14 protein-coding genes and 1 pseudogene are annotated in these 18,514 nt (G+C 65.7%); 5 read left to right on the plus strand and 10 right to left on the minus strand.

Features of this window, described 5'->3' with window-relative positions:
• Nucleotides 1-51 precede the first annotated feature (51 nt).
• From cydD to AB4Z44_RS14980, 3 genes are read left to right on the plus strand one after another with little or no spacing between them, the layout of a single operon-like run.
• Nucleotides 52-1,623, plus strand: a complete 1,572-nt coding sequence (gene cydD, locus AB4Z44_RS14970; RefSeq protein WP_404710494.1) for a thiol reductant ABC exporter subunit CydD — start codon at nucleotides 52-54, stop codon at nucleotides 1,621-1,623.
• Nucleotides 1,620-2,831, plus strand: coding sequence for an ATP-binding cassette domain-containing protein (locus tag AB4Z44_RS14975; RefSeq protein WP_404710495.1), 1,212 nt, complete (start codon nucleotides 1,620-1,622; stop codon nucleotides 2,829-2,831). The genes cydD and AB4Z44_RS14975 overlap by 4 nt, the downstream gene beginning before the upstream one ends.
• The gene (locus tag AB4Z44_RS14980; protein ID WP_404710496.1) at nucleotides 2,828-3,211 is read left to right on the plus strand and encodes an ATP-binding cassette domain-containing protein; all 384 of its coding nucleotides are present in this window, start codon (nucleotides 2,828-2,830) and stop codon (nucleotides 3,209-3,211) included. The genes AB4Z44_RS14975 and AB4Z44_RS14980 overlap by 4 nt, the downstream gene beginning before the upstream one ends.
• Before the next feature lie 30 nt (nucleotides 3,212-3,241).
• On the opposite strand, the gene AB4Z44_RS14985 is transcribed toward AB4Z44_RS14980, so the two are convergent.
• From AB4Z44_RS14985 to AB4Z44_RS15030, 10 genes and pseudogenes are all read right to left on the minus strand, one after another.
• Nucleotides 3,242-3,622, minus strand: a complete 381-nt coding sequence (locus AB4Z44_RS14985; RefSeq protein WP_404710497.1) for an ArsR/SmtB family transcription factor — start codon at nucleotides 3,620-3,622, stop codon at nucleotides 3,242-3,244.
• A 4-nt stretch (nucleotides 3,623-3,626) separates the two neighbouring features.
• Nucleotides 3,627-4,286 (minus strand): peroxiredoxin, encoded by a 660-nt coding sequence (locus AB4Z44_RS14990; protein WP_404710498.1) that lies wholly within the window; start codon nucleotides 4,284-4,286, stop codon nucleotides 3,627-3,629.
• Nucleotides 4,287-4,808: 522 nt separating this feature from the next.
• Entirely contained in the window at nucleotides 4,809-5,141 is a 333-nt protein-coding gene (locus AB4Z44_RS14995) for a hypothetical protein (protein ID WP_404710499.1), read from the minus strand.
• Between the two features lie 44 nt (nucleotides 5,142-5,185).
• A pseudogene (locus AB4Z44_RS15000) lies at nucleotides 5,186-6,429 on the minus strand (TolC family protein).
• Nucleotides 6,426-6,725, minus strand: coding sequence for a DUF3240 family protein (locus tag AB4Z44_RS15005; protein WP_404710500.1), 300 nt, complete (start codon nucleotides 6,723-6,725; stop codon nucleotides 6,426-6,428). Before AB4Z44_RS15005 ends, AB4Z44_RS15000 begins: the two are co-directional and overlap by 4 nt.
• Nucleotides 6,718-9,789 carry an efflux RND transporter permease subunit gene (locus AB4Z44_RS15010; protein WP_404710501.1) on the minus strand — a complete coding sequence of 1,024 codons (3,072 nt, stop codon included), beginning with the start codon at nucleotides 9,787-9,789 and terminating at the stop codon, nucleotides 6,718-6,720. The genes AB4Z44_RS15005 and AB4Z44_RS15010 overlap by 8 nt, the downstream gene beginning before the upstream one ends.
• A 7-nt stretch (nucleotides 9,790-9,796) precedes the next feature.
• Complete coding sequence (locus AB4Z44_RS15015; RefSeq protein WP_404710502.1) at nucleotides 9,797-10,924, minus strand: efflux RND transporter periplasmic adaptor subunit; 1,128 nt, start codon at nucleotides 10,922-10,924, stop codon at nucleotides 9,797-9,799.
• 49 nt (nucleotides 10,925-10,973) lie between these two features.
• Nucleotides 10,974-11,993 carry a sensor histidine kinase gene (locus tag AB4Z44_RS15020; RefSeq protein ID WP_404710503.1) on the minus strand — a complete coding sequence of 340 codons (1,020 nt, stop codon included), beginning with the start codon at nucleotides 11,991-11,993 and terminating at the stop codon, nucleotides 10,974-10,976.
• The gene (locus AB4Z44_RS15025) at nucleotides 11,990-12,667 is read right to left on the minus strand and encodes a response regulator (RefSeq protein ID WP_404710504.1); all 678 of its coding nucleotides are present in this window, start codon (nucleotides 12,665-12,667) and stop codon (nucleotides 11,990-11,992) included. The genes AB4Z44_RS15020 and AB4Z44_RS15025 overlap by 4 nt, the downstream gene beginning before the upstream one ends.
• A gap of 106 nt (nucleotides 12,668-12,773) precedes the next feature.
• Nucleotides 12,774-13,160 (minus strand): cytochrome b/b6 domain-containing protein, encoded by a 387-nt coding sequence (locus AB4Z44_RS15030; RefSeq protein WP_404710505.1) that lies wholly within the window; start codon nucleotides 13,158-13,160, stop codon nucleotides 12,774-12,776.
• 428 nt (nucleotides 13,161-13,588) lie between these two features.
• Here AB4Z44_RS15030 and AB4Z44_RS15035 point away from each other — a divergent pair, with 428 nt between their 5' ends.
• Both AB4Z44_RS15035 and AB4Z44_RS15040 read left to right on the plus strand, forming a co-directional pair.
• On the plus strand, nucleotides 13,589-15,334 hold the full coding sequence (locus AB4Z44_RS15035) for a Ca2+-dependent phosphoinositide-specific phospholipase C (RefSeq protein WP_404710506.1): 1,746 nt from the start codon (nucleotides 13,589-13,591) through the stop codon (nucleotides 15,332-15,334).
• 304 nt (nucleotides 15,335-15,638) lie between these two features.
• A complete protein-coding gene (locus AB4Z44_RS15040) occupies nucleotides 15,639-18,509 on the plus strand; it encodes a TonB-dependent receptor (RefSeq protein ID WP_404710507.1) in 2,871 nt (956 codons plus the stop codon).
• Nucleotides 18,510-18,514: the final 5 nt, after the last annotated feature.

Here is an 18,514-nt window from a genome sequence, read left to right on the forward strand (position 1 = left end):
CGTTTAGCCACTAGACGTAATTATGTATATGAGCAAGCAGCCATTGACCAGATGATGCCCGCGACACCCCCTTCCCTCCTCTGGCTTGCCGACGGTGCCGGCGCCATCGCGATGGCCGCCGGCCTCGCCTGCGCCGCGCATTTTAGCCTCGCTGCGTCCAGCCGCGAGGGACTGCTGACGTCGCTGGCGGGGCTGACGATCGCAGCGGCATTGCGTGCGAGCGTCCAGATGGCGGCGACAGGGTCGGGCCAGAAGACGGCGGTGGCAGCCAAGCATAGCTGGCGGCTGCGCGCCTTTGCCGCGATCCTGACCGCCTCTGCTGGTTCGCGGACCATGCTCGGCGAACAAGTCGCCGACGCCACGGACCGGATCGAGGATCTGGATGGCTATCATGCCCGCTTTCTGCCGCTGCGATTTGCCGCGGCGACGACGCCTCTCCTCATCGCCGCGGCGGCAGCGGCAGCGAGTTGGGTGGCGGCCGCGATCCTGCTTGCGACGCTCGTGCCTTTCGCCTTGGGAATGATCCTGGCGGGCACGGCCGCGAGCAGGGCGGCTGCCCGGCAACTCGACATACTCGGCCGTCTGTCCGGCCTTTTCATCGACCGGGTCAGGGCGCTGCCGGTCATCATCAGCTTCGGGGCGCAGGAAAGGATCGGCCGGCACTTGGCCGGGACGACCCGGGAGGTTGCAGAGCGCACCCTGACCGTGCTGCGCGTCGCCTTTCTGTCGAGCGCAGTCCTTGAATTCTTCGCAGCCCTGTCGGTTGCCCTGGTGGCGGTCTATTGCGGCTTCAACCTGCTCGGACTGCTACCTTTTCCGACGCCCGAGACGCTCGATCTGGACCGGGCGCTCTTCGTGCTGGTGCTCGCGCCGGAATTCTACCTGCCCATGCGGCGCCTGGCGGCGGCCTATCACGACAAACAGATCGGCGAAGCGGCGATGGAGCGACTTGCGGCGCTGCCGCCGGCTTCGCCCGATCTGGCGCCCGCGCCTTTGTGGCACGCGCCGGCGATCGCGATCGCTGCGCTGATCGTCGATTATGGCGATCGGCGCGTGGGGCCTTTCACGCTGGACATCCCCGCCGGCCGCATGACGGTGCTGTCCGGACCGACCGGAAGCGGCAAGTCCAGCCTGCTGAACGCCCTGATGGGCCTTGCGCCGGCGACGGGCGACATACTCATCGACCACAGGCCGCTGGCGATGCGCGGGCTGCATGGCCAGGTCAGCTGGGCAGGCCAGACGACTGCACTTCTGCCTGGCACGATCGCCGACAATATCCGGCTGGCGCGGCCTGGCGCACCGGATGCGGAGGTTGAGGATGTCGCTCGCCGCGCGGGGCTGCTCGCCTTGGTTGCAGGACGCGCCGAAGGCCTCGCCACGCGGCTGGATACGCGCGGTTCGGGTCTGTCGGGCGGCGAGCGCCGGCGGATCGGCATCGCCCGCGCTCTGCTGCGCGACGCGCCCCTGTGGTTGCTCGATGAACCGACAGCCGATCTGGACCGCCAGTCTGCCGATGCGATAATGCAGGAAATCCGCCAAGCGGCCGCGGGGCGCACCGTACTGCTCGTGACCCACGATCCGCGGATCGCGGCAATCGCTGACCAGCATGTGATCCTCGCATGACGAGGAACGATCTCCAGGGATTGCTGTCGAGCGCGAGCCGCGCGCAGCGCAGCGCGATGCGCCTCGCGATCCTCTATGCGATCATGGCGGCCGTCAGCGCCGTGGCGTTGCTGGGACTGTCGGGCTGGTTCATCACCGGCGCCGCGCTGGCGGGCATCGCGGGCATCGCCACAGTCCAGGCGTTCAACTATCTCCTGCCGAGCGCCGCCATCCGCCTGCTCGCGATCGTGCGGACCCTCTCGCGCTATGGCGAGCGCCTTCAGGGCCACAGAGCGGCGCTCCAAACGCTCGCCACCCTGCGAGCGGATCTCTTTCAACGCTTCGTCGCGGCGCCTGACCTGGCCAGCGCCTCTGGCGACGTGGCTGCGACCCTGCTGCAGGATGTCGAGGCGCTTGAAGACAGCTTCGTCCGCACGCCCGGCCTGCTCGGGTCAATCGCAGGCGCGGGTGCCGCGCTCCTGCTCTGCGCAGCGGCGGGCTGGGGCGCTGCAATGGCGCTCCTCACCATCATGATCGTGACCTTGGGGACATCATGGCTGCTAGCCAGGCGGCTGCTCCCCGTCCCGGCGCGCGAAATCCAGGACGCGATCGCCCGGCTCAAGCATGATGTCGTCGAATATGCGGCCTGCTCGGCAGAGATCGTCGCTTATGCGATGCGCGAAGCGGTTGAAGGTGAGCTGCAAAGTCCCGCGGCGGACCTTGACCGGGCCCGGCTCGTGTTCGCACGTGCCGAAGCGATGCTGGCGGCAATCGTAACGCTGACGGGCGGCATCGCGATGGCCACGGTCATCGGCCTGTCCAGCGCATCGCTTCCCGTGACGATGCTGGCCGGGCTTGCGGCCGCCGGTGCGATCGAGGCAATAGGCGCGGCGGTGCGCTCCATCGGGCGCGACGCAACGGTCGCTGCGGGGCTCCAAAGGCTCTCCGGTCTGGTCGCCCGAACGCAACGGCCTCCCCTGGCGGTACCAAGCCTGCCGGGGATGCGGATCACGATCGGAACAGGTGCCGACGCGATCACGATGCACCCCGGCGACAGGCTCGCGATCACCGGGCCGTCCGGCTGTGGAAAGACCGGCCTTCTCGCCTGCCTCGCCGGCCTGCGTGACAATTGCGGGTTGCCGGTGACCATCGACGACCTTCCGGTGACCGATTGCCCAACGTCGGGTCGTCGACCGCTGTTCGCGCTGTCCCCCAAGACGCGCAGATGATTGCCGGGACGATCGCCGACAATCTCCGGCTTGCGCGCTCCGGCTTGTCCGGCGCGGCGCTCTGGAATGCCCTAGCGACCTCCTGCCTTGCCGATGAGGTCCGCGCCATGCCGCATGGACTGATGACCTGGATCGGCGACGGCGGAACGCGTCTTTCGGGCGGCCAGCGCAAGCGGCTGTCTATTGCCCGGGCACTGCTCGCCGGCCGTCCCTGGCTATTGCTGGACGAACCCAGCGAAGGCCTGGACGTGGCGACCGAGCAGCAGTTGAAGTCTAATCTCGACGCCTGGCTGGACAGGACACAGTCCGGGCTGATCGTCGTCACGCATCGCCCGGCCATGCTTGCGCTGGCAGGCCGGCAGTTGAGGATGGATGTCTGAGCGGGCCTCGGCACTGAGGTTCGCGGGGATTTAGAGAATCTTGGCGAACATCGCCGCGGACCCACGCGCACGTCGGGTCGTCGGGTGGTTGATCTGGCTGCCCGCCTCGGTAGGTGGCAGATTGGCCAGCCCGCCCAGAAAGCGAGCGACCGTTTCCAGAGCCTCCGCCGCGACACTGTAATAGACCTGCTTTGCGGCGCGTCGCGTCGTTACAAGCTCCGCCTTGCGCAGGATTGCGAGCTGTTGCGAGAGCCCGGGTTGACCGATGCCTGTCAGGGCCTCAAGTTCGCCAACCGATTTCTCGCCTTCCGAGTGGATCGTATCGACCAGGCGCAGCCGGGTTTCATGGCCGAGTGCGCGCATTGCCTCTGCAATGGCCTCGATTTGCGTGTCGGACAGACGTTCGGGCATGGGATCAACCCGCCTTTCGATCGGGCTGGGTCCTGTGGAACCAGCGAGGATCATCGATTTCCTTAAGGAGCGCAGCCTGGTCCTGATGCGGCGGCAGGAGGACGTCCTCACCCGGCTGCCAGCCTTCGGGCGTCACGACATTGTCGGCGTCGACCCGTTGCAATGCGGCGAGCACCCGCAGCATTTCCTCGACCGAGCGGCCGATGGTGGCGGGATAGCAGATCATCGCACGGATGATCCCTTCCGGATCGATGAAATAGGTCGAACGCATCGTCGCCGCATCCGGCGACCGGTCGGAAATCATGCCATAGGCGCGCCCGATGATGAGCGAGGGATCTTCGACGATCGGGAAGCTGACGGTCACATCGAAGGCATCGCGAATGGCCTTGATCCAGCCAAGATGAGAATAAAGGCTGTCAACGGACACGGCCAACAACGCGCAGTCCAGCGACTTGAAACGATCAGAGGCTCGCGATAATGCGACGAACTCGCTGGTGCATACCGGCGTAAAATCCGCCGGGTGCGAAAACAGGATGAGCCAGCGCCCGCGAAAATCGGAGAGGTTCATTACCCCCATCGTGGTGCGCGCCTGGAAATTAGGCGCCGGATCCCCGATCTGGAGCATTTCGGCGGTACCAGCGATAGGAACCGTCATGTCGTTCATTGCAACCTTTCTATCCACATGCCGGCTTGGGCCGGCCGGTCTTACACGATTACACAAGAACTGTAATCGATATATTGATGGGAGTAAAGTCCATTTTGCCCGACCGTCCGGCCCTCCAGCAAGACGGCAGCCCACGCGCTGAACTGACCGGTGTTCAGTCAGGATTGCGGCGAGCGGCTCGATGGGGACGCCCGGACCATCATCCTCGACTGCGATCTCAACCTCGCCTTCAGACCAAGCCGCGCTGATCGTGACGCACGTTCCGTAGCGAAGGCCGTGTCGATGAGGTGGTCGGAATCCTGCGGAGCGACAATCGAGTGGCACGGATGCGCAGATCCTCGGGAACGCGCTCCAGCAGGACGGCGTCTCCCAACGCCTTCCGCACTTCGACAATCGCTGCCAGTCGCTAGCGAGGTGGTACGCTCCATCGAAGCCTGTCCTGATGACCAGCACGCTGCCGTCGCGTAGCGCGGCTGAAACCACAATCGGGGAAGAAGCGCGCATGACGCGGGTTCGTGCCGATCATTCGCCGCGGCCACGCTGGCGATCGCCGGTCAGCGTTATCTCCTCGCGAGCCTGAAGCTGGCCGACCCGCGTGTGAAGGCGGCGATCGCGCTGGGCCCACAGCCAGCGATGATGGAGGCCGACTCGGTTGCGTTCAGACCAATCGCCGTGCCTTTCTTCTCGATCACCGGCACCGAGGATGGAACTCAAGCACTTCGCATCTTCATTGCCGAAAACCGACAGGTTCGAACGTCGCCAGCCGGCGACGGCGAAGGCTTCGATGTCGCTTTGCTGCGACCACCCGTTTTCAAAGATTCGCTGCGGTTCGTGTTTGCCGGGAAGTGGTCCCACGGTAAGAATGCCAACAGGCCACGTTGATCGAAATCAGCGAGCGATCATCGCGCATTCTCGTCGGGTGCCCAGATGCTGTGCGAGTCGATCTGGAGCTTCAGCAAGGCGCGGGCGGCTTCGGAGCGCGCTTCGATTTCCGAGCGTCGACTGTCCTTGGCCTGCCGCCGGGCATAGAGCATGTCGGCCAGATCGATCTCGCCGAGCTGGTAACCCCGCTCGGTCCTTCCGGCCGCCTGCGCTGCACTTTGTGCCGACTCCTGCGCACTCCGCCACGCCTCCAGCCGGGTGCGTGCGTTGGACAGGTCGGCATCGGCAATCGCGGCGACCGCTCGCCGGACATTGGCAAATTCGAAATTGGCGGCATGCGCCTGGGCTGAGGCCTGATCTGCCGCCGCCCGGCGATAACCACCGCCCAGGGGGATGGAAGCGACCACGCCGACGCCCCGTTCCATGCCGCTGCGCTCGCTGAACAGGCGGAACCCGAAGGACGGATCGGCGATCCGATCCGCCCGGATCCGTTGCGCGACCACCCCGAGCCGCTGCGCCTCGCGGTCTGCGGCACGAATCTCGTGGCTGCGCTCGATCACCAGCGCCCGCATGGCCTCGAGATCCTGGGGCGGTAGTTCTGGCAAGGCCAACTCTGGCGGTTCGGGCGGAAGGGGTATCTCCGGAAACGTGGCGGCGAGCATCGCGCGCGCCTGCTCGCGCGTCGAGCGCGACGCAGCGGCCAGCGCCTTCGCCTGCGCAAGAGCCGCCGACGCCTGATCGAGATCGAGCGCCGAGGCATCGCGCAACTGGACACGGCGGCGCAGCGCCGCCAGCGCAGCTTCGAGCGAATGCACTGTCTCGAGATCGTTGCGGTGAAGGCTGCCGGCGGCGAGCCAGTCATGCCAGAGGCCGGAGAACATCAAGGCCGCCTGATGGCGAGCATCCTCCATCTGGTTCTCCGCCACCTCGAGTCCGAGCGCACCCGACTTGCGGTCGAGCGCAGCCTTGCCGGGTAGGCGGAACGGTCGGGTAATGGTGGTGTCGAACTCGTCATAGCCACCCTCGCGATCGACACTGCGGCGAATATAGCTGCCGCTGACCAGAACTTCATGACTGCCCCTGCGCAACATCTCGTTCTGGGATCGAGCGGCTTCGACCCGCGCCGCAGCGGCGGCAACTGTCGGATGGTTGTCGAGCGCTTCATTGATCTTCTCGACCGGGGGAGGTCCGCGCGCTGGGCCTGGAGCGTGCCGGCGGCCAGCGACAGGAGCCCGGTCAAGGCAAGGAAGGATGGCCTCATGCGATCCTCCCCCGGTGGACCACCGACAGGGCGTGCCATCGCACCGGCTGTTCGTGCCGAGAGTCCGTTACCGCGCGGACGACCTCGTCCAGAGTGGCATCGGCGACGATGAGCTCGATCGCGCTGCGCCGAAGATTGCCCGTCACCTGCTCGGCCGTTCGCGCGTCGCTGAAATCCCTGCCCCGCACGGCTTCTTCGCGTATGTGGATCGGCGCGTGGGAGACGGAGCGCAGTGCGTCCACGACCGCCTCCACGTCCCGGATCGCGCAATGGAAGGTCAGAAGCAGGTCAGGCATTTTCGGTTTCCTCGGCGCGCTCGCCGAAGCGCTCGAACAGGATCGGCAGCAGGACGAGCGTCAGCAGCGTGGAGGTGATGAGCCCGCCGATGACGACGATCGCGAGCGGGCGCTGGATTTCCGATCCCGGACCGCTGGCGAACAACAGGGGCACGAGGCCGAAGGCGGTGATGCTGGCGGTCATCAGCACCGGGCGGAGCCGGCGCTCCGCGCCCTGACGGACCGCTTCGGCCATGTCGCAGCCCTCGGCCAGAAGCTGGCGGAAATAAGCCACGAGCACGAGCCCGTTCAGCACCGCGATCCCGAGCAGAGCGATGAAGCCGACCGAGGCGGGCACCGAAAGATACTCGCCCGATGCCCAAAGCGAAACCACGCCGCCCACCATCGCGAAGGGGATGTTGAGCAGGATGAGGATCGCGGCGCGCAGCGACCGAAGCGTCGCCAGCAGCACGAAGAAGATCAGCAACAGCGCCACCGGGATGACAAGCATCAGCCGGGCCGAGGCGCGCTGCTGGTTCTCGAACTGGCCACCCCAGACGATGCGGTAGCCCGCGGGCAGCTTCACCTTAGTCGCCACTGCCGCCTTGGCCTCATCGACATACCCCACCAGGTCACGCCCCGAAACGAAGGCCTGCACCAGCGCGAAGCGGGAACCATTCTCATGATCGAGCTTGACCGGCCCTTCAGTCCTCTCGACCCGAGCCATGTCGCTGACGCGCGCCAACACGCCGTCCGGTGTCTTCAGTTGCAGGTCTGCGAACCGGACCGGATCGGAGCGCAGGCTCGCATCCCCCCGGATGACGATCGGCACGCGCTTCTGCCCCTCGGCGACAATGCCCGCCCGGACGCCTTCCACCTGCGCGCGCAGAGCATCCTGCATCTGGTCGATCGGCATGCCGAACCGCCCGGCCGCAGTGCGGTCGATGCCGAGCTGGAGATAATCGACACGGTCATTGGCGACGGTCAGCACTTCCGAGGCGCCGCGAATCCCAAGCAGCGCATGCTGTACCTGTCCGGCGAGATCGCCGAGTGTTGCCAGGTCCGGGCCGAAGATCTTGACTGCAAGGTCGCCGCGCGCGCCAGTCAGCATTTCGGAGACGCGCATCTCGATCGGCTGGGTGAAGCTTGGCTGGATGCCGGGCAATCCCTCGATCGCCGTGCGCATCTCGCCGACGACGAAATCCTTGTCGCCGCGCCATTCGGATTGCGGCTTCAGGCGCACGAAGCTGTCGGTCTCGTTCGGTCCCATCGGATCGAGACCGATCTCGTCGGCGCCGACGCGGGCGATCACGTCCTGCACCTCCGGGACGGTTCGAAGCGCCCGCTGCACCGCAAGATCGCCCTTCAGCGACTGGTCGAGGCTGATCGAAGGCAGTTTGGTCAGCTGGACGATCACCGACCCCTCGTCCATCGTCGGCATGAAGGTCTTGCCGACAGCCTCATAGGCCACGCCCGCGATCACCAGTCCCGCCGCCGCGAGGCCGTAAACGACCCACTTATGGACGAAGGCGGCCTCCAGCAGCGCATGATAACGCGGTGAGATCTGACGCATGATCCAAGGCTCGCCATGATGACCGCTCTTGAGGCCGAATGAAGACAGGACCGGAACCAGCGTCAGGGCCAGCAGCAGCGATCCGGCGAGCGCGAAGACGATGGTGAGCGCGACCGGTGCGAACAGCTTGCCCTCGAGCCCCTGGAGCGCGAGCAGCGGCAGGAAGACCAGCGCGATGATGACGATGCCGGCCGAGACCGGCACGATGACCTCGCTTGACGCCTGGAAGACCTGATTGAGACGTGGCTGCCCCTCCTCACGCGCTCGCCCGAGGCGCTCGACGATATTCTCGACGACCACCACCGCGCCATCGACCAGCATGCCGATCGCGATGGCGAGGCCGCCCAGGCTCATCAAATTGGCGGACAAGCCCATACCGCGCATGAATAGAAAGGTGATGAGCGCTGCCATCGGCAGAGTCGCCGCCACGATCGCGGCTGCGCGCCAATCCCCCAGGAACAGGATGAGCAGGACGACGACGAGGATCGTGGCTTCGAGCAGCGCCTCCTCGACCGTGCCGACGGCGCGGCCGATGAGATCGGATCGATCGTAGAAGACATCGATATGAGTGCCGGCCGGCAGGGTTTTCTCAAGCTCCGCCAGCCGAACGCGCAGGCCGTCGACGACCTGGCGGGCGTCTGCTCCGCGCAAGGCAATCACCAGCCCCTCGACGGCCTCCCCCTCGCCGTTCCTGGTGACCGCACCGTAGCGGGTGAGGCTGCCGGTGCCGACGGAGGCGACATCGCCCAAGCGGATGATGCGACCGTCTCGGCTGGCGATCACGAGCGACTGGAGATCCTCGACCGTGCGGATCGCGCCGACCGCGCGCACGATCAACGATTCCTCGCCGCTGGCGAGCCGTCCCGCGCCGTCGTTGCGGTTGCCGCTCTCGATCGCGCCGCGCAAGTCGGCGATCGAAAGCTTCGCACTCGCCAGCGCGACCGGATCCGGTCTGACCTCGAAGGTCCGCACATAGCCGCCGAGCGCGTTGACATCGGCGACGCCGGGCACGGTCCGCAGTGCGGGCCGGATCGTCCAGTCGAGCAACTCGCGCTTCTGCTGGAGGCTGAGCGGCCCCTCGATCGTGAACATGTAGACGTCGGAGAGCGGCGTCGAAATCGGAGCGAGGCCACCGCTGACCGACGCCGGCAGATCGGCCATCACGCCCGACAGGCGCTCGGCGACCTGCTGACGCGCCCAGTAGATATCGGTGCCATCGGTGAAGTCGATCGTGATGTCGGCAATGGCATATTTGGCTGTCGAACGCAGGATCGCCTGGTTGGGAATGCCGAGCATCTCCATCTCGATCGGCGTGATGACGCGGCTCTCAACCTCCTCCGGGGTCATCCCCGGCGCCTTGAGGATCATCTTGACCTGGGTCTGGGCGATGTTGGGATAAGCATCGACCGGCAGGTTCATAAATGCCCATGCGCCCAGCCCCGCAACCGTCACGGCGAGCGCAAGGACGAGTAGGCGATAGGACAGAGCCGTGGCGACCAGCGAGCGCAGCATCGGCCGATTACCGCGACAAAGCGAGCGCCTTGAGCGCGCTCGTGCCGGCCATGACGACCTGCTCGCCAGGCTTCACGCCAGACAACAAGACGGCCTGGCCTCCATTTGCTCCGCCGCTTTTCACGTCGCGCACCCCGAAGCCGCCTTTGGTGGCGACGAAGACGACAGTCCGGCCACCTAACGCTGCCACGGCGGCGGCAGGCACACTGACCGCGCCCGCGGGCGCCGGGCCGGAAATCAGCAGATTGGTCGCCCGCCCCGCCACGATACCCGGACCGGCCGCGATCTCGGCCTTCACGCTGGCAGAACGGGTCGCCGGATCGATCGTAGCCCCCACCGCCGTGACGCGGCCCCGTATGTCCGGATCGATCCACACCGACATGCCCGGGTGGACCAGCCCGACCAGCCGCTCGGGTAGCTGACCGAGCACTTCGTAGCGGTTCGCTGCATCGATCACGTAAGGCGCGGTCGTGCCGTCCACCGAATTTCCCGTCTGGATGCTGGCAGTGGTGATGCGGCCCGCTATCGGCGCCGTCAGCGTATAGCGGCCGCTCGCGCCATGGCCGTTGACCATGCGCAGAATACGTGCCTTTTCGGACACGTCGGCGCTGGTTTCCACGGCCATCGCACCGGCCTCGTCGGCACGCGCACCGGCGATGATGCCCTCGCGGCTGAGTTGGGAGAGCCGAGCGGCGTTCGATCGAGCGACACCCAGTCGTGCGTTCGCGCGCGTCAGATCCGCGCCCATCATCAGCACCTCTCGGCTGGATATGACGGCCAGTGGCTGCCCCTGCCGCACCGTGTCGCCCTCGACGACCAAGGTGCGCATCACCACACCCGGGAACGTGGCCGCCACGGCCACGCGCGCATTCGCGGGAGGCTGGATCACTGCCGGCACCGTCGCGAGGGGGGCCTCTTCCGCAGCGACCGCTGGAGCCAGCCGGATGCCAAGCTGGGCCGCCTGCTTGCTGCCGACCTTGAGTTCTCCGGAGACGGCTCCCGCATTCGTTACAACCGTCGCCGGACGCGCCGCAGGGGGGGCTGGCGCGTTCGGGTCAGCCGTGAACCACCAAAGGCCGGACACGATGCCGGCCACCATCACGGCGCCAAGGGAGAGATAGGCTCGGCTGTTCATGCCTCTCGGCTAGAGGAGCAAGCTGACCGCTCCCTGACGGCGAGAGGATTTAGCTGTTGTCCGGGAAGCGCAGCGACAATTCGCGCATGTCGGGGTCGGTCGTCAGCGTGCCGCCATGCGCGGCCATGATCCGCTCGACGATGGCAAGGCCCAGACCGGCGCCATCCTTGCTGGCATGGTCGGCGCGGCTATGACGCCGAACTAGATCCTGCAGGCGGTCGGGGGAAAGGCCAGGTCCTTCGTCTCTCACCCGGATGGAGCGACCAGGACCGACATGGACCTGGACGACGCCACTGGCCGGCGTCGCGCGGACTGCATTTTCTATGAGGTTGCGCAGCGCCGCGGCAATTGCCTCGCGCCGGCCGCGTACGACCGGAGCTTCCGTTTCGGCTTCCAACATGATCGTCCGACCGGCCGCGATCACGCCGGGCGCCAACAGGCTGACGACGTCCGTCGCCACGTCGGCGAGCGGCACAGTCTCGGGCGCTATTTGCGCCGCAGTCGCGGCGTCGATCTGGGCGAGCAACATCAGCTGGTCGATGAGCCGCCGCATCGCCGCCACATCGCCCTTCAGGCGGCTGGCGTCGGTATGGTCCAGCCGGTCCAATTCCAGCGAGAGGACAGCAAGCGGCGTGCGCAACTCGTGCGCGACGTCGGCGGCAAATGCCTCCTGCCGGGCGGCCGCATCGTCGAGGCGTGCGAGGAGATCGTTGACGGCACCCGTGAACGGCAACGCTTCCGCAGGAATCCGCGACGTATCGATCCGAAAGCCGCGTTCATGTCCGCGGGCAGCTTCGATTTGCCGGGCGGCTTCCTCCATCGGCACGAATGCCTGGCGAATGACCCGGAGGCTGACGAACGCCATTGGCACCATCAGCACCAGCAGCGGCAGTGCGACATGCTCCGACATCTCGCGGATCGCGCGCGCAGTGGCTTCCCGCGCGCTGAGGTCCTCGAAGGAAAGGCGATAGAAGAACACGACAGCACCCAGCAGCAGCACCGTCCCGATCAGGCTGACCCCGCCGAGTCCACGTATCAGGCGCCGGGCGACGGACCTGCGACGAGTCATATCGCGGTGTCCCGCAGCATGTAGCCGATGCCGCGGATCGTGTGCAGGCTCTCGCTCGCACCGACCTCATCGAGCTTGCGCCGCAATCGCGACATCGCCGCTTCCACGGCGTTGGGCGTGACCGGCTCGTTGAAGCTATAGAGGGCATCCTCGATGGTACCGCGTGGCACCACGGTCCCGGCCCGGCGCATCAGCAACTCCAGCAAGTCCGCCTCGCGCCGCGACAGCTCGATCGCTCTGCCGCCATAACGCGCGCTACGCCTGGCAGCATCGAACGCCAAGTCACCGACCTCCAATACGGACTGCATGCGAGGGCCGGGCCGTCGCAGCAACGCGCGAATCCGCGCGGCAAGTTCATCAATCTCGACTGGCTTGACCACATAGTCGTCCGCGCCGGCATCCAGACCGGTCACGCGGTCCTCCAGAGCGCCGCGCGCGGTCTGGATGATAGCTGGCGGAACCTGGCCGCACCGGCGCCTGGCGGCCAGCCAGTCGATCCCGTCGCCGTCGGGCAGACCAAGGTCCAGCACGATGGCGTCATAAACCGCGCCGTCCATGGCGTTGTCGGCATCGGCCAGGTTGCCGGCGATATCGCACGAGAAACCCCGGCGTTGCAGACCTTCGGCGATCAGTGTTGCCAGCCGGTCATTATCCTCGACGACAAGCAGACGCACGACGCATCATTCTCCTGGTCCCGCCGCTGTGCTCGACACGCTATGTGCGCCTACGAACGCCGCACCCTGTGGCGGTCGTCGCGAGGATCGAGCATGAATGCAATGATCAATCCTTGTCGGTGCCTTCGGCCACCGCACTGAATGGACGATCACCGCCATGGCGCATGCCATGCTCGGCCTCGAGCCTCGGCCCGAAAGCGGTGGCGTCGAACCGGGCATGCTCGCCACCGATGGACCCCCAAACGAGGCGGAAGACGACAAGCACCACGACGGTCCAGCCCGCCGCGATATGCCAGCCGGCGATCGGGCTATCCCCTTCCGAGGAAAGGAACGCGATCGCAATTGCCACAACAAGGAGCCAGTGAAAAAGCCTGAGCGGCACGTCCCAGACCTTCAGCGTATCCTCGCGAACATGTCTCCCTGTGACCATCGCCTTCTCCTTCAGCAGGAGATTAGCGGTGGCGACTGACGGCAGTCTGACGGCGATGGCCACACGTCAGCCGAGCGATGTTCCGACAATTCAACCCGCTCCATATGTCACCCCGGCCGCAGCCAGACGGATCAGGAGTTTATTGTCCGGGAGGCTCCACGGCTTGGCCGCTTTGAGGCGCTAGACCAATGATCCAAACTGCTCATCAGCCAGGCCCGACGGACCGCCAGCCGCCTTCAATGGGCCGTGCTCACCGGAGCGACCAGTTTACCTCCTGAGAGGGCAAGCCGGCGCCCCTCATTCTCTCCGTCATGTCGTCATCCTAATGTCGCGCAGGCATGGTCTAGACCATCGGACCTATAAATGGGCGGGGTCGCAGGATGTGGAAAACACCAGTCATGCTCGTCGCTGGCCTCATGCTGTCGGCCGGCGCGCAGGAGACGGGCTCGCGATGCGATGTGGCGACCATGCGGGACTGCGAACAGGCGCGAATGGACCGGACTCTGAAGCTCAACGACCTGCTGACCGTCGGCACGCACAACAGCTACAAGGCAGCAATACCCGGCGCCGTCCTTGCGCTCGTGCGCGCGGGCGATCCCGATCATGCCGACGAGATCGACTATCGCCACCGGCCGCTGTCCGAGCAGCTGGACGCAGGGGCACGACAGCTCGAGATCGACATCTATAACGATCCCGAAGGCGGCCGCTTCCTCGATCCGGTCGGGCTGCGCGTCGCCGGCGTGGCGCTCGATCCGGCCCGGCGGGCCGCGCTCGCGGAGCCGGGATTCAAGGTGATGCACATCCAGGATGTCGATGTCCTGAGCTCCTGCATCACCCTGCGCGCTTGCCTCGGCATCGTGCGACGCTGGTTGCTCGCCCATCCCGACCATGCGCCGATCATGCTGATGTTCAACGCCAAGACGGATAATTCGCCGGTGCCGGGCGGAACCACCGCGCTGCCGTTCGATGCCGCCGCGTTCGATGCGCTGGATCGCGAGGTCCGCGCGGTGTTTCCGCCGCAGGAATTGATCACGCCCGACGACGTCCAGGGCACCTGGCCGACGCTGCGCGAGGCGGTTTTGCATGATGCCTGGCCGACGCTGGGCCAAGCCCGCGGTAAAATTCTTTTCGCGCTCGACGAGGGGCCGGACAAGGTCGCTCTCTATCGCGGCAAGAGACGATCGCTGGAGGGGAGGGTGTTCTTCGTCAACACTGACGAAGCCTCCCCGGCGGCGGCCTATCTGACGCTCAACGATCCGATCGCCGAGGGGGATCGCATTCGCAAGGCGGTGGCGGCGGGCTTCATCGTGCGCACCCGCGCCGACGCCGGCACGATCGAGGCGCGGCAAAACGACACGCGGAGGCGCGATGCGGCATTGGCGTCGGGCGCGCAGTTCGTATCGACCGATTACCTCTGGCCGGAACCGCGGTTGGACAACGCCTATCGGGTGCGGCTGCCGGGTGGTGCTGCGGCGGTGTGCAATCCGGTCCGTACCGCCGGCCGGTGCAAGGGGCTCGCAATCGAAACGGCGGGCGCGGCGAGCAACGATTATCTGTCGCCGGAGGCGATGCCCGACGGCGTCCGCATCCTGCCGCCGCCCCCGGCCGCGGGCAGTCCTAGGCAGACGGCGGACCATCAGGTGTTCGCCGCGACGCGGCGGCTTCAGGGTACGCCGCGCTGGGCGGTGGCAATTTCCGACGTTCACACCGGGGCGTTCGAGCATTTCGCCTGCGCGCTCGGCGTCACACTGACCCCGCGGACGGCACCGGCGCTGGCGCACCTGCTCGATCGAGCCGGGACCGTCGGCATCGTCGATCCCGTGAAGCAATATTATCATGTGCGGCGGCCCTATCTCGGCACGAAGGCGCCGATCTGCGAACCGAAGACGGCCCATCTCGCCGGCAATGGCGACTTTCCGTCCGGCCATGCCGCTGGCGGCTGGATGGAGGCATTGATCCTGGCGGAACTCGCGCCCGATCGTGCCACCGAGATCCTCGCGCGCGGCCGTGCCTTTGGCGAGAGCCGGCTGATCTGCGGCGCACACAGCTTGAGCGCGGTCGAGGCCGGATGGCTGGCGGGCGCGGCCTCGACCGCCGCTTTGCATGGCTCCCCCGCCTTCCGCGCGGACATGGAGGCCGCGCGCACCGAATTGGCAATGGTCCGTGCGAACGCTCCGGCACCGGATTCCAAGGCCTGCCGCGCTGAGGCAGCCGCATTGGCGAAGCCGGCTTACTGAACCGATCGGGGGCGCGGCGCAGCCTTCCGTCGTGATTCGCCACCCCGGGCGACCGACCGGAAGCAATTTACCGATTGGTATAGTCCAATTTAGCGTTGCTGCAGAGGGCAAGCGGGCAGGCGGGTGATGTCGACGCCATTTCCGTTGCAAATCCGGCCAAGTCTAATCGCTCGGCTCTGCCTCAGGCCGCTCGAAGCGAGCAGCCCTCTTCGGCCTCATCTCGAATCGTTTCGCCATTGTCACGGAGGTGTCTCCGGAAGCTGCTTATGGGGTCTGGTTCATACCAGTGGGGTCGGGAACCATCATGACGTATTATTCGGCTCGGGCGACACGCCTGAGCGTCAAGAGCCTTTTGCTTGCCTCCGTCGCGGCGATCGTCGCCGGCGCCAGTCCGGGCATCGCGTTCGCGCAGGAGGCTGCACGACCGGTTGAAACGCAAGATTCCACGGCCCAGGACGTCACCGCCGAGCGATACTCCGCGAAGAAGCCGGCACCCAGCGCGTCGGACCAGGAAATCGTCGTCGTCGGCACCTACGGCAAGTCGCTCAGCGAGGCGCGCAAGATCAAGAAGGACTCGGTGATCCAGAAGGACGCCATCGTCGCCGAGGACATCGCCAAATTCCCCGAGCTCAACCTCGCCGAATCGCTGCAGCGCGTGCCGGGCGTCCAGATCACGCGTGAGGCGGGCGAGGGCCGGCGCATCTCGCTGCGCGGCCTCGGCCCGGATTTCGCCCGCGTCCAGCTCAACGGCATGGAAGTGCTCGGCAACGTCAATTCGGCGCAGGACAGCCGCGGCCAACGCAGCCGCGATCGCGCCTTCGACTTCAACATCTTCGCCTCTGAACTGTTCTCCAAGGTCGAGGTCGAGAAGACCTATGAGGCGGCGCAGAACGAGGGCGGCATGGCCGGCACCGTCGGCCTCTTCACCGGCAAACCATTCGATTACAAGGACGGCTGGAAGGGCGCTATCGTCGCGAAGGGCGGCAGCAACCAATATACCAAGGATTTCCAGCCGCGCGTCGCCGCCTTGCTCAGCCGGAACTGGGACGACAAGTTCGGCATTCTCGTCTCGGTCGCCTACAGCAAGCGCAAGACCACCGAACAAGGCCATGACGACTATAATTACGATAAGCTGAGCGCGTCGAATGCCGCGAAACTGGTTGGCCAGGGGCTGGACATCTCACATCTGAGCGCCGCGCAGCAGACCAAATTCCTGTCGGGCACCCTGCTGTTTCCGGATGGCGACCGTCTGTCCTCCTTCGACGCGCGGCAGAAGCGGCTCGGCATCACGGCGGCGATGCAATACCGGCCGGCGGACAATCTGCTGTTCACGCTCGACGCGTTGCACGGGGAGTTCACCACCCATCGCGACGAATATCATCTGGCGACGCGGCCGATCGCGAGCGGCACCGCCTCGTTTGCGTTCGACGGGCCGGCCGGATCGGCGTGGCCGGCTTTGTTCAAGACACCGTCGACCATCAACGACATCCAGTGGGACGCCAACAATTACGTCACCAAGACCGACGTTACCGGCACGACCTTCGGCAGCGAGCATCGCCGCGAGCTGAACAAGAACCGGTTCAACCAGATCGCCCTGACCGTGAAGTGGGACGTCAACGATCGCTTCACGATCGACGGCCATGGCGGCTACGAGAAGTCGAAATATGACACGCCCTATGACGACAAGCTCTACATGCGCGCAAAGGGCAATCAGATCGCCGATTATGGCGCTGACGGCCGCTCGGTCTCGTTCCAGTATCCGAATTCGGATCTGACCAACCCGAACAATTACACGATGGACGATTTCTACTATCGCGCCTTCAACAATCACTCGGAACTGCGCGAGGGCGTCCTCAACCTGCGCTACAAGCTCAACGACGTCCTGACCTTCCGCGCCGGCGCGGCCTATCACCGGTTCGAGCAGGGTGGCGCGAGCTACTTCTATGACGGCGGCGTCAACGGCACCAACGCGGAAACGCGCGGGACCTCGGTTGCCGACATCACCTCGGTATTCAAGAACAGCTTCGGTTCGTGGCTGGTCGGCGATTTCTCGAAGGCGTTTGCGAAATACCACGAATATCACCGCCTCGGGCCCAAGCCCGACGGCACCGGCGGCACGATCCAGGACATCGAGAATGTCTACGACACGTCGGAAGAAACGATCGACGGCTATGCCCAGATGGACTGGGATACCGAGCTGTTCGGTCTGCGCTTCCGCGGCAATGCCGGCGTGCGCGGCTATCGCACCAACACCCACAGCATCGGCTGGATCCAGGGCAGCAGCTATGCCTATCTCGGCTCGGCCGATGTGAAGGGCCATTATTCGGGCGTGCTGCCGGCGCTCAACACCGTGCTCGAACTCAACCCCGAGGTGCTGGTGCGCTTCTCCGCGACGCAGAACCTCAATCGCCCGACCCTGAGCTCGATGGCGGCGCAGGGCACGGCCAGCGTCGGAGACGACGGCTCGATCACCGCGTCGCGCGGCAATCCGGGCCTCAAGCCGTTCAAGGACACGACGGTGGACGTCGCGGCCGAATATTATTTCGGCAAGGTCGGCCTGCTGTCGGCGGCGGTGTTCCACAAGTGGATCAAGGACTTCATCGGCTCGCAGACGCTGACCAACGTTCCGTTCAGCCAGACGGGCGTGCCCTCCAGCGTCATTCCGGGTGCGACCGACAGCACGATCGTCAAGGAATTCGACGTGCCGATCAACGTGCCCGGCACGAAGACGCTGACCGGCGTCGAGGTGGCCGCGCAGGCGCAAATGACCTTCCTGCCCGCCCCTTTCAACAATCTCGGCGTGGTGGCGAACTTCACCTATGTCGATCCAGACAAGGCGCTGACCGGTATATCAAAGACCAGCTACAATTTGACCGTCTATTACGAGACCAAACGCTGGGGCGCGCGCGCGTCACTCAGCCATCGCAGCCTCTATTATACCGGCCGCGCCAGCGATGGCGCGCCCCCGACCGACGCCTCGACGCGTGGCTTCGAGCCAACCACCTATGTCGATGCGGCGGCCTTCTTCAACATCACCGATCGGCTGCAGCTCACCGCCGACGCGATCAATCTGACCAACCAGAAGGATACGCAATTCTGGGGCACGCCCCGCTATCTCTACAACCAGACCCAGAGCGGGACGACCTATATGGGCGGCTTCAGCTACAAATTCTGAGCCGC

The sequence above is a fragment of the Sphingomonas sp. MMS24-J13 genome (genome assembly GCF_044905095.1).
Lineage (GTDB): Bacteria > Pseudomonadota > Alphaproteobacteria > Sphingomonadales > Sphingomonadaceae > Sphingomonas_I.

Excerpts from the sequence above, each read along its gene's own strand:
- AB4Z44_RS14990 (WP_404710498.1), bottom strand. The coding sequence starts at position 4,286 with ATGAACGACATGACGGTTCCTATCGCTGGTACCGCCGAAATGCTCCAG.
- AB4Z44_RS15020 (WP_404710503.1), bottom strand. The coding sequence starts at position 11,993 with ATGACTCGTCGCAGGTCCGTCGCCCGGCGCCTGATACGTGGACTCGGC.
- AB4Z44_RS15040 (WP_404710507.1), top strand. The coding sequence starts at position 15,639 with ATGACGTATTATTCGGCTCGGGCGACACGCCTGAGCGTCAAGAGCCTT.
- AB4Z44_RS15010 (WP_404710501.1), bottom strand. The coding sequence starts at position 9,789 with ATGCTGCGCTCGCTGGTCGCCACGGCTCTGTCCTATCGCCTACTCGTC.
- AB4Z44_RS14975 (WP_404710495.1), top strand. The coding sequence starts at position 1,620 with ATGACGAGGAACGATCTCCAGGGATTGCTGTCGAGCGCGAGCCGCGCG.
- AB4Z44_RS14980 (WP_404710496.1), top strand. The coding sequence starts at position 2,828 with ATGATTGCCGGGACGATCGCCGACAATCTCCGGCTTGCGCGCTCCGGC.
- AB4Z44_RS15005 (WP_404710500.1), bottom strand. The coding sequence starts at position 6,725 with ATGCCTGACCTGCTTCTGACCTTCCATTGCGCGATCCGGGACGTGGAG.
- AB4Z44_RS15035 (WP_404710506.1), top strand. The coding sequence starts at position 13,589 with ATGGACCGGACTCTGAAGCTCAACGACCTGCTGACCGTCGGCACGCAC.
- cydD (WP_404710494.1), top strand. The coding sequence starts at position 52 with ATGATGCCCGCGACACCCCCTTCCCTCCTCTGGCTTGCCGACGGTGCC.
- AB4Z44_RS14985 (WP_404710497.1), bottom strand. The coding sequence starts at position 3,622 with ATGCCCGAACGTCTGTCCGACACGCAAATCGAGGCCATTGCAGAGGCA.
- AB4Z44_RS15015 (WP_404710502.1), bottom strand. The coding sequence starts at position 10,924 with ATGAACAGCCGAGCCTATCTCTCCCTTGGCGCCGTGATGGTGGCCGGC.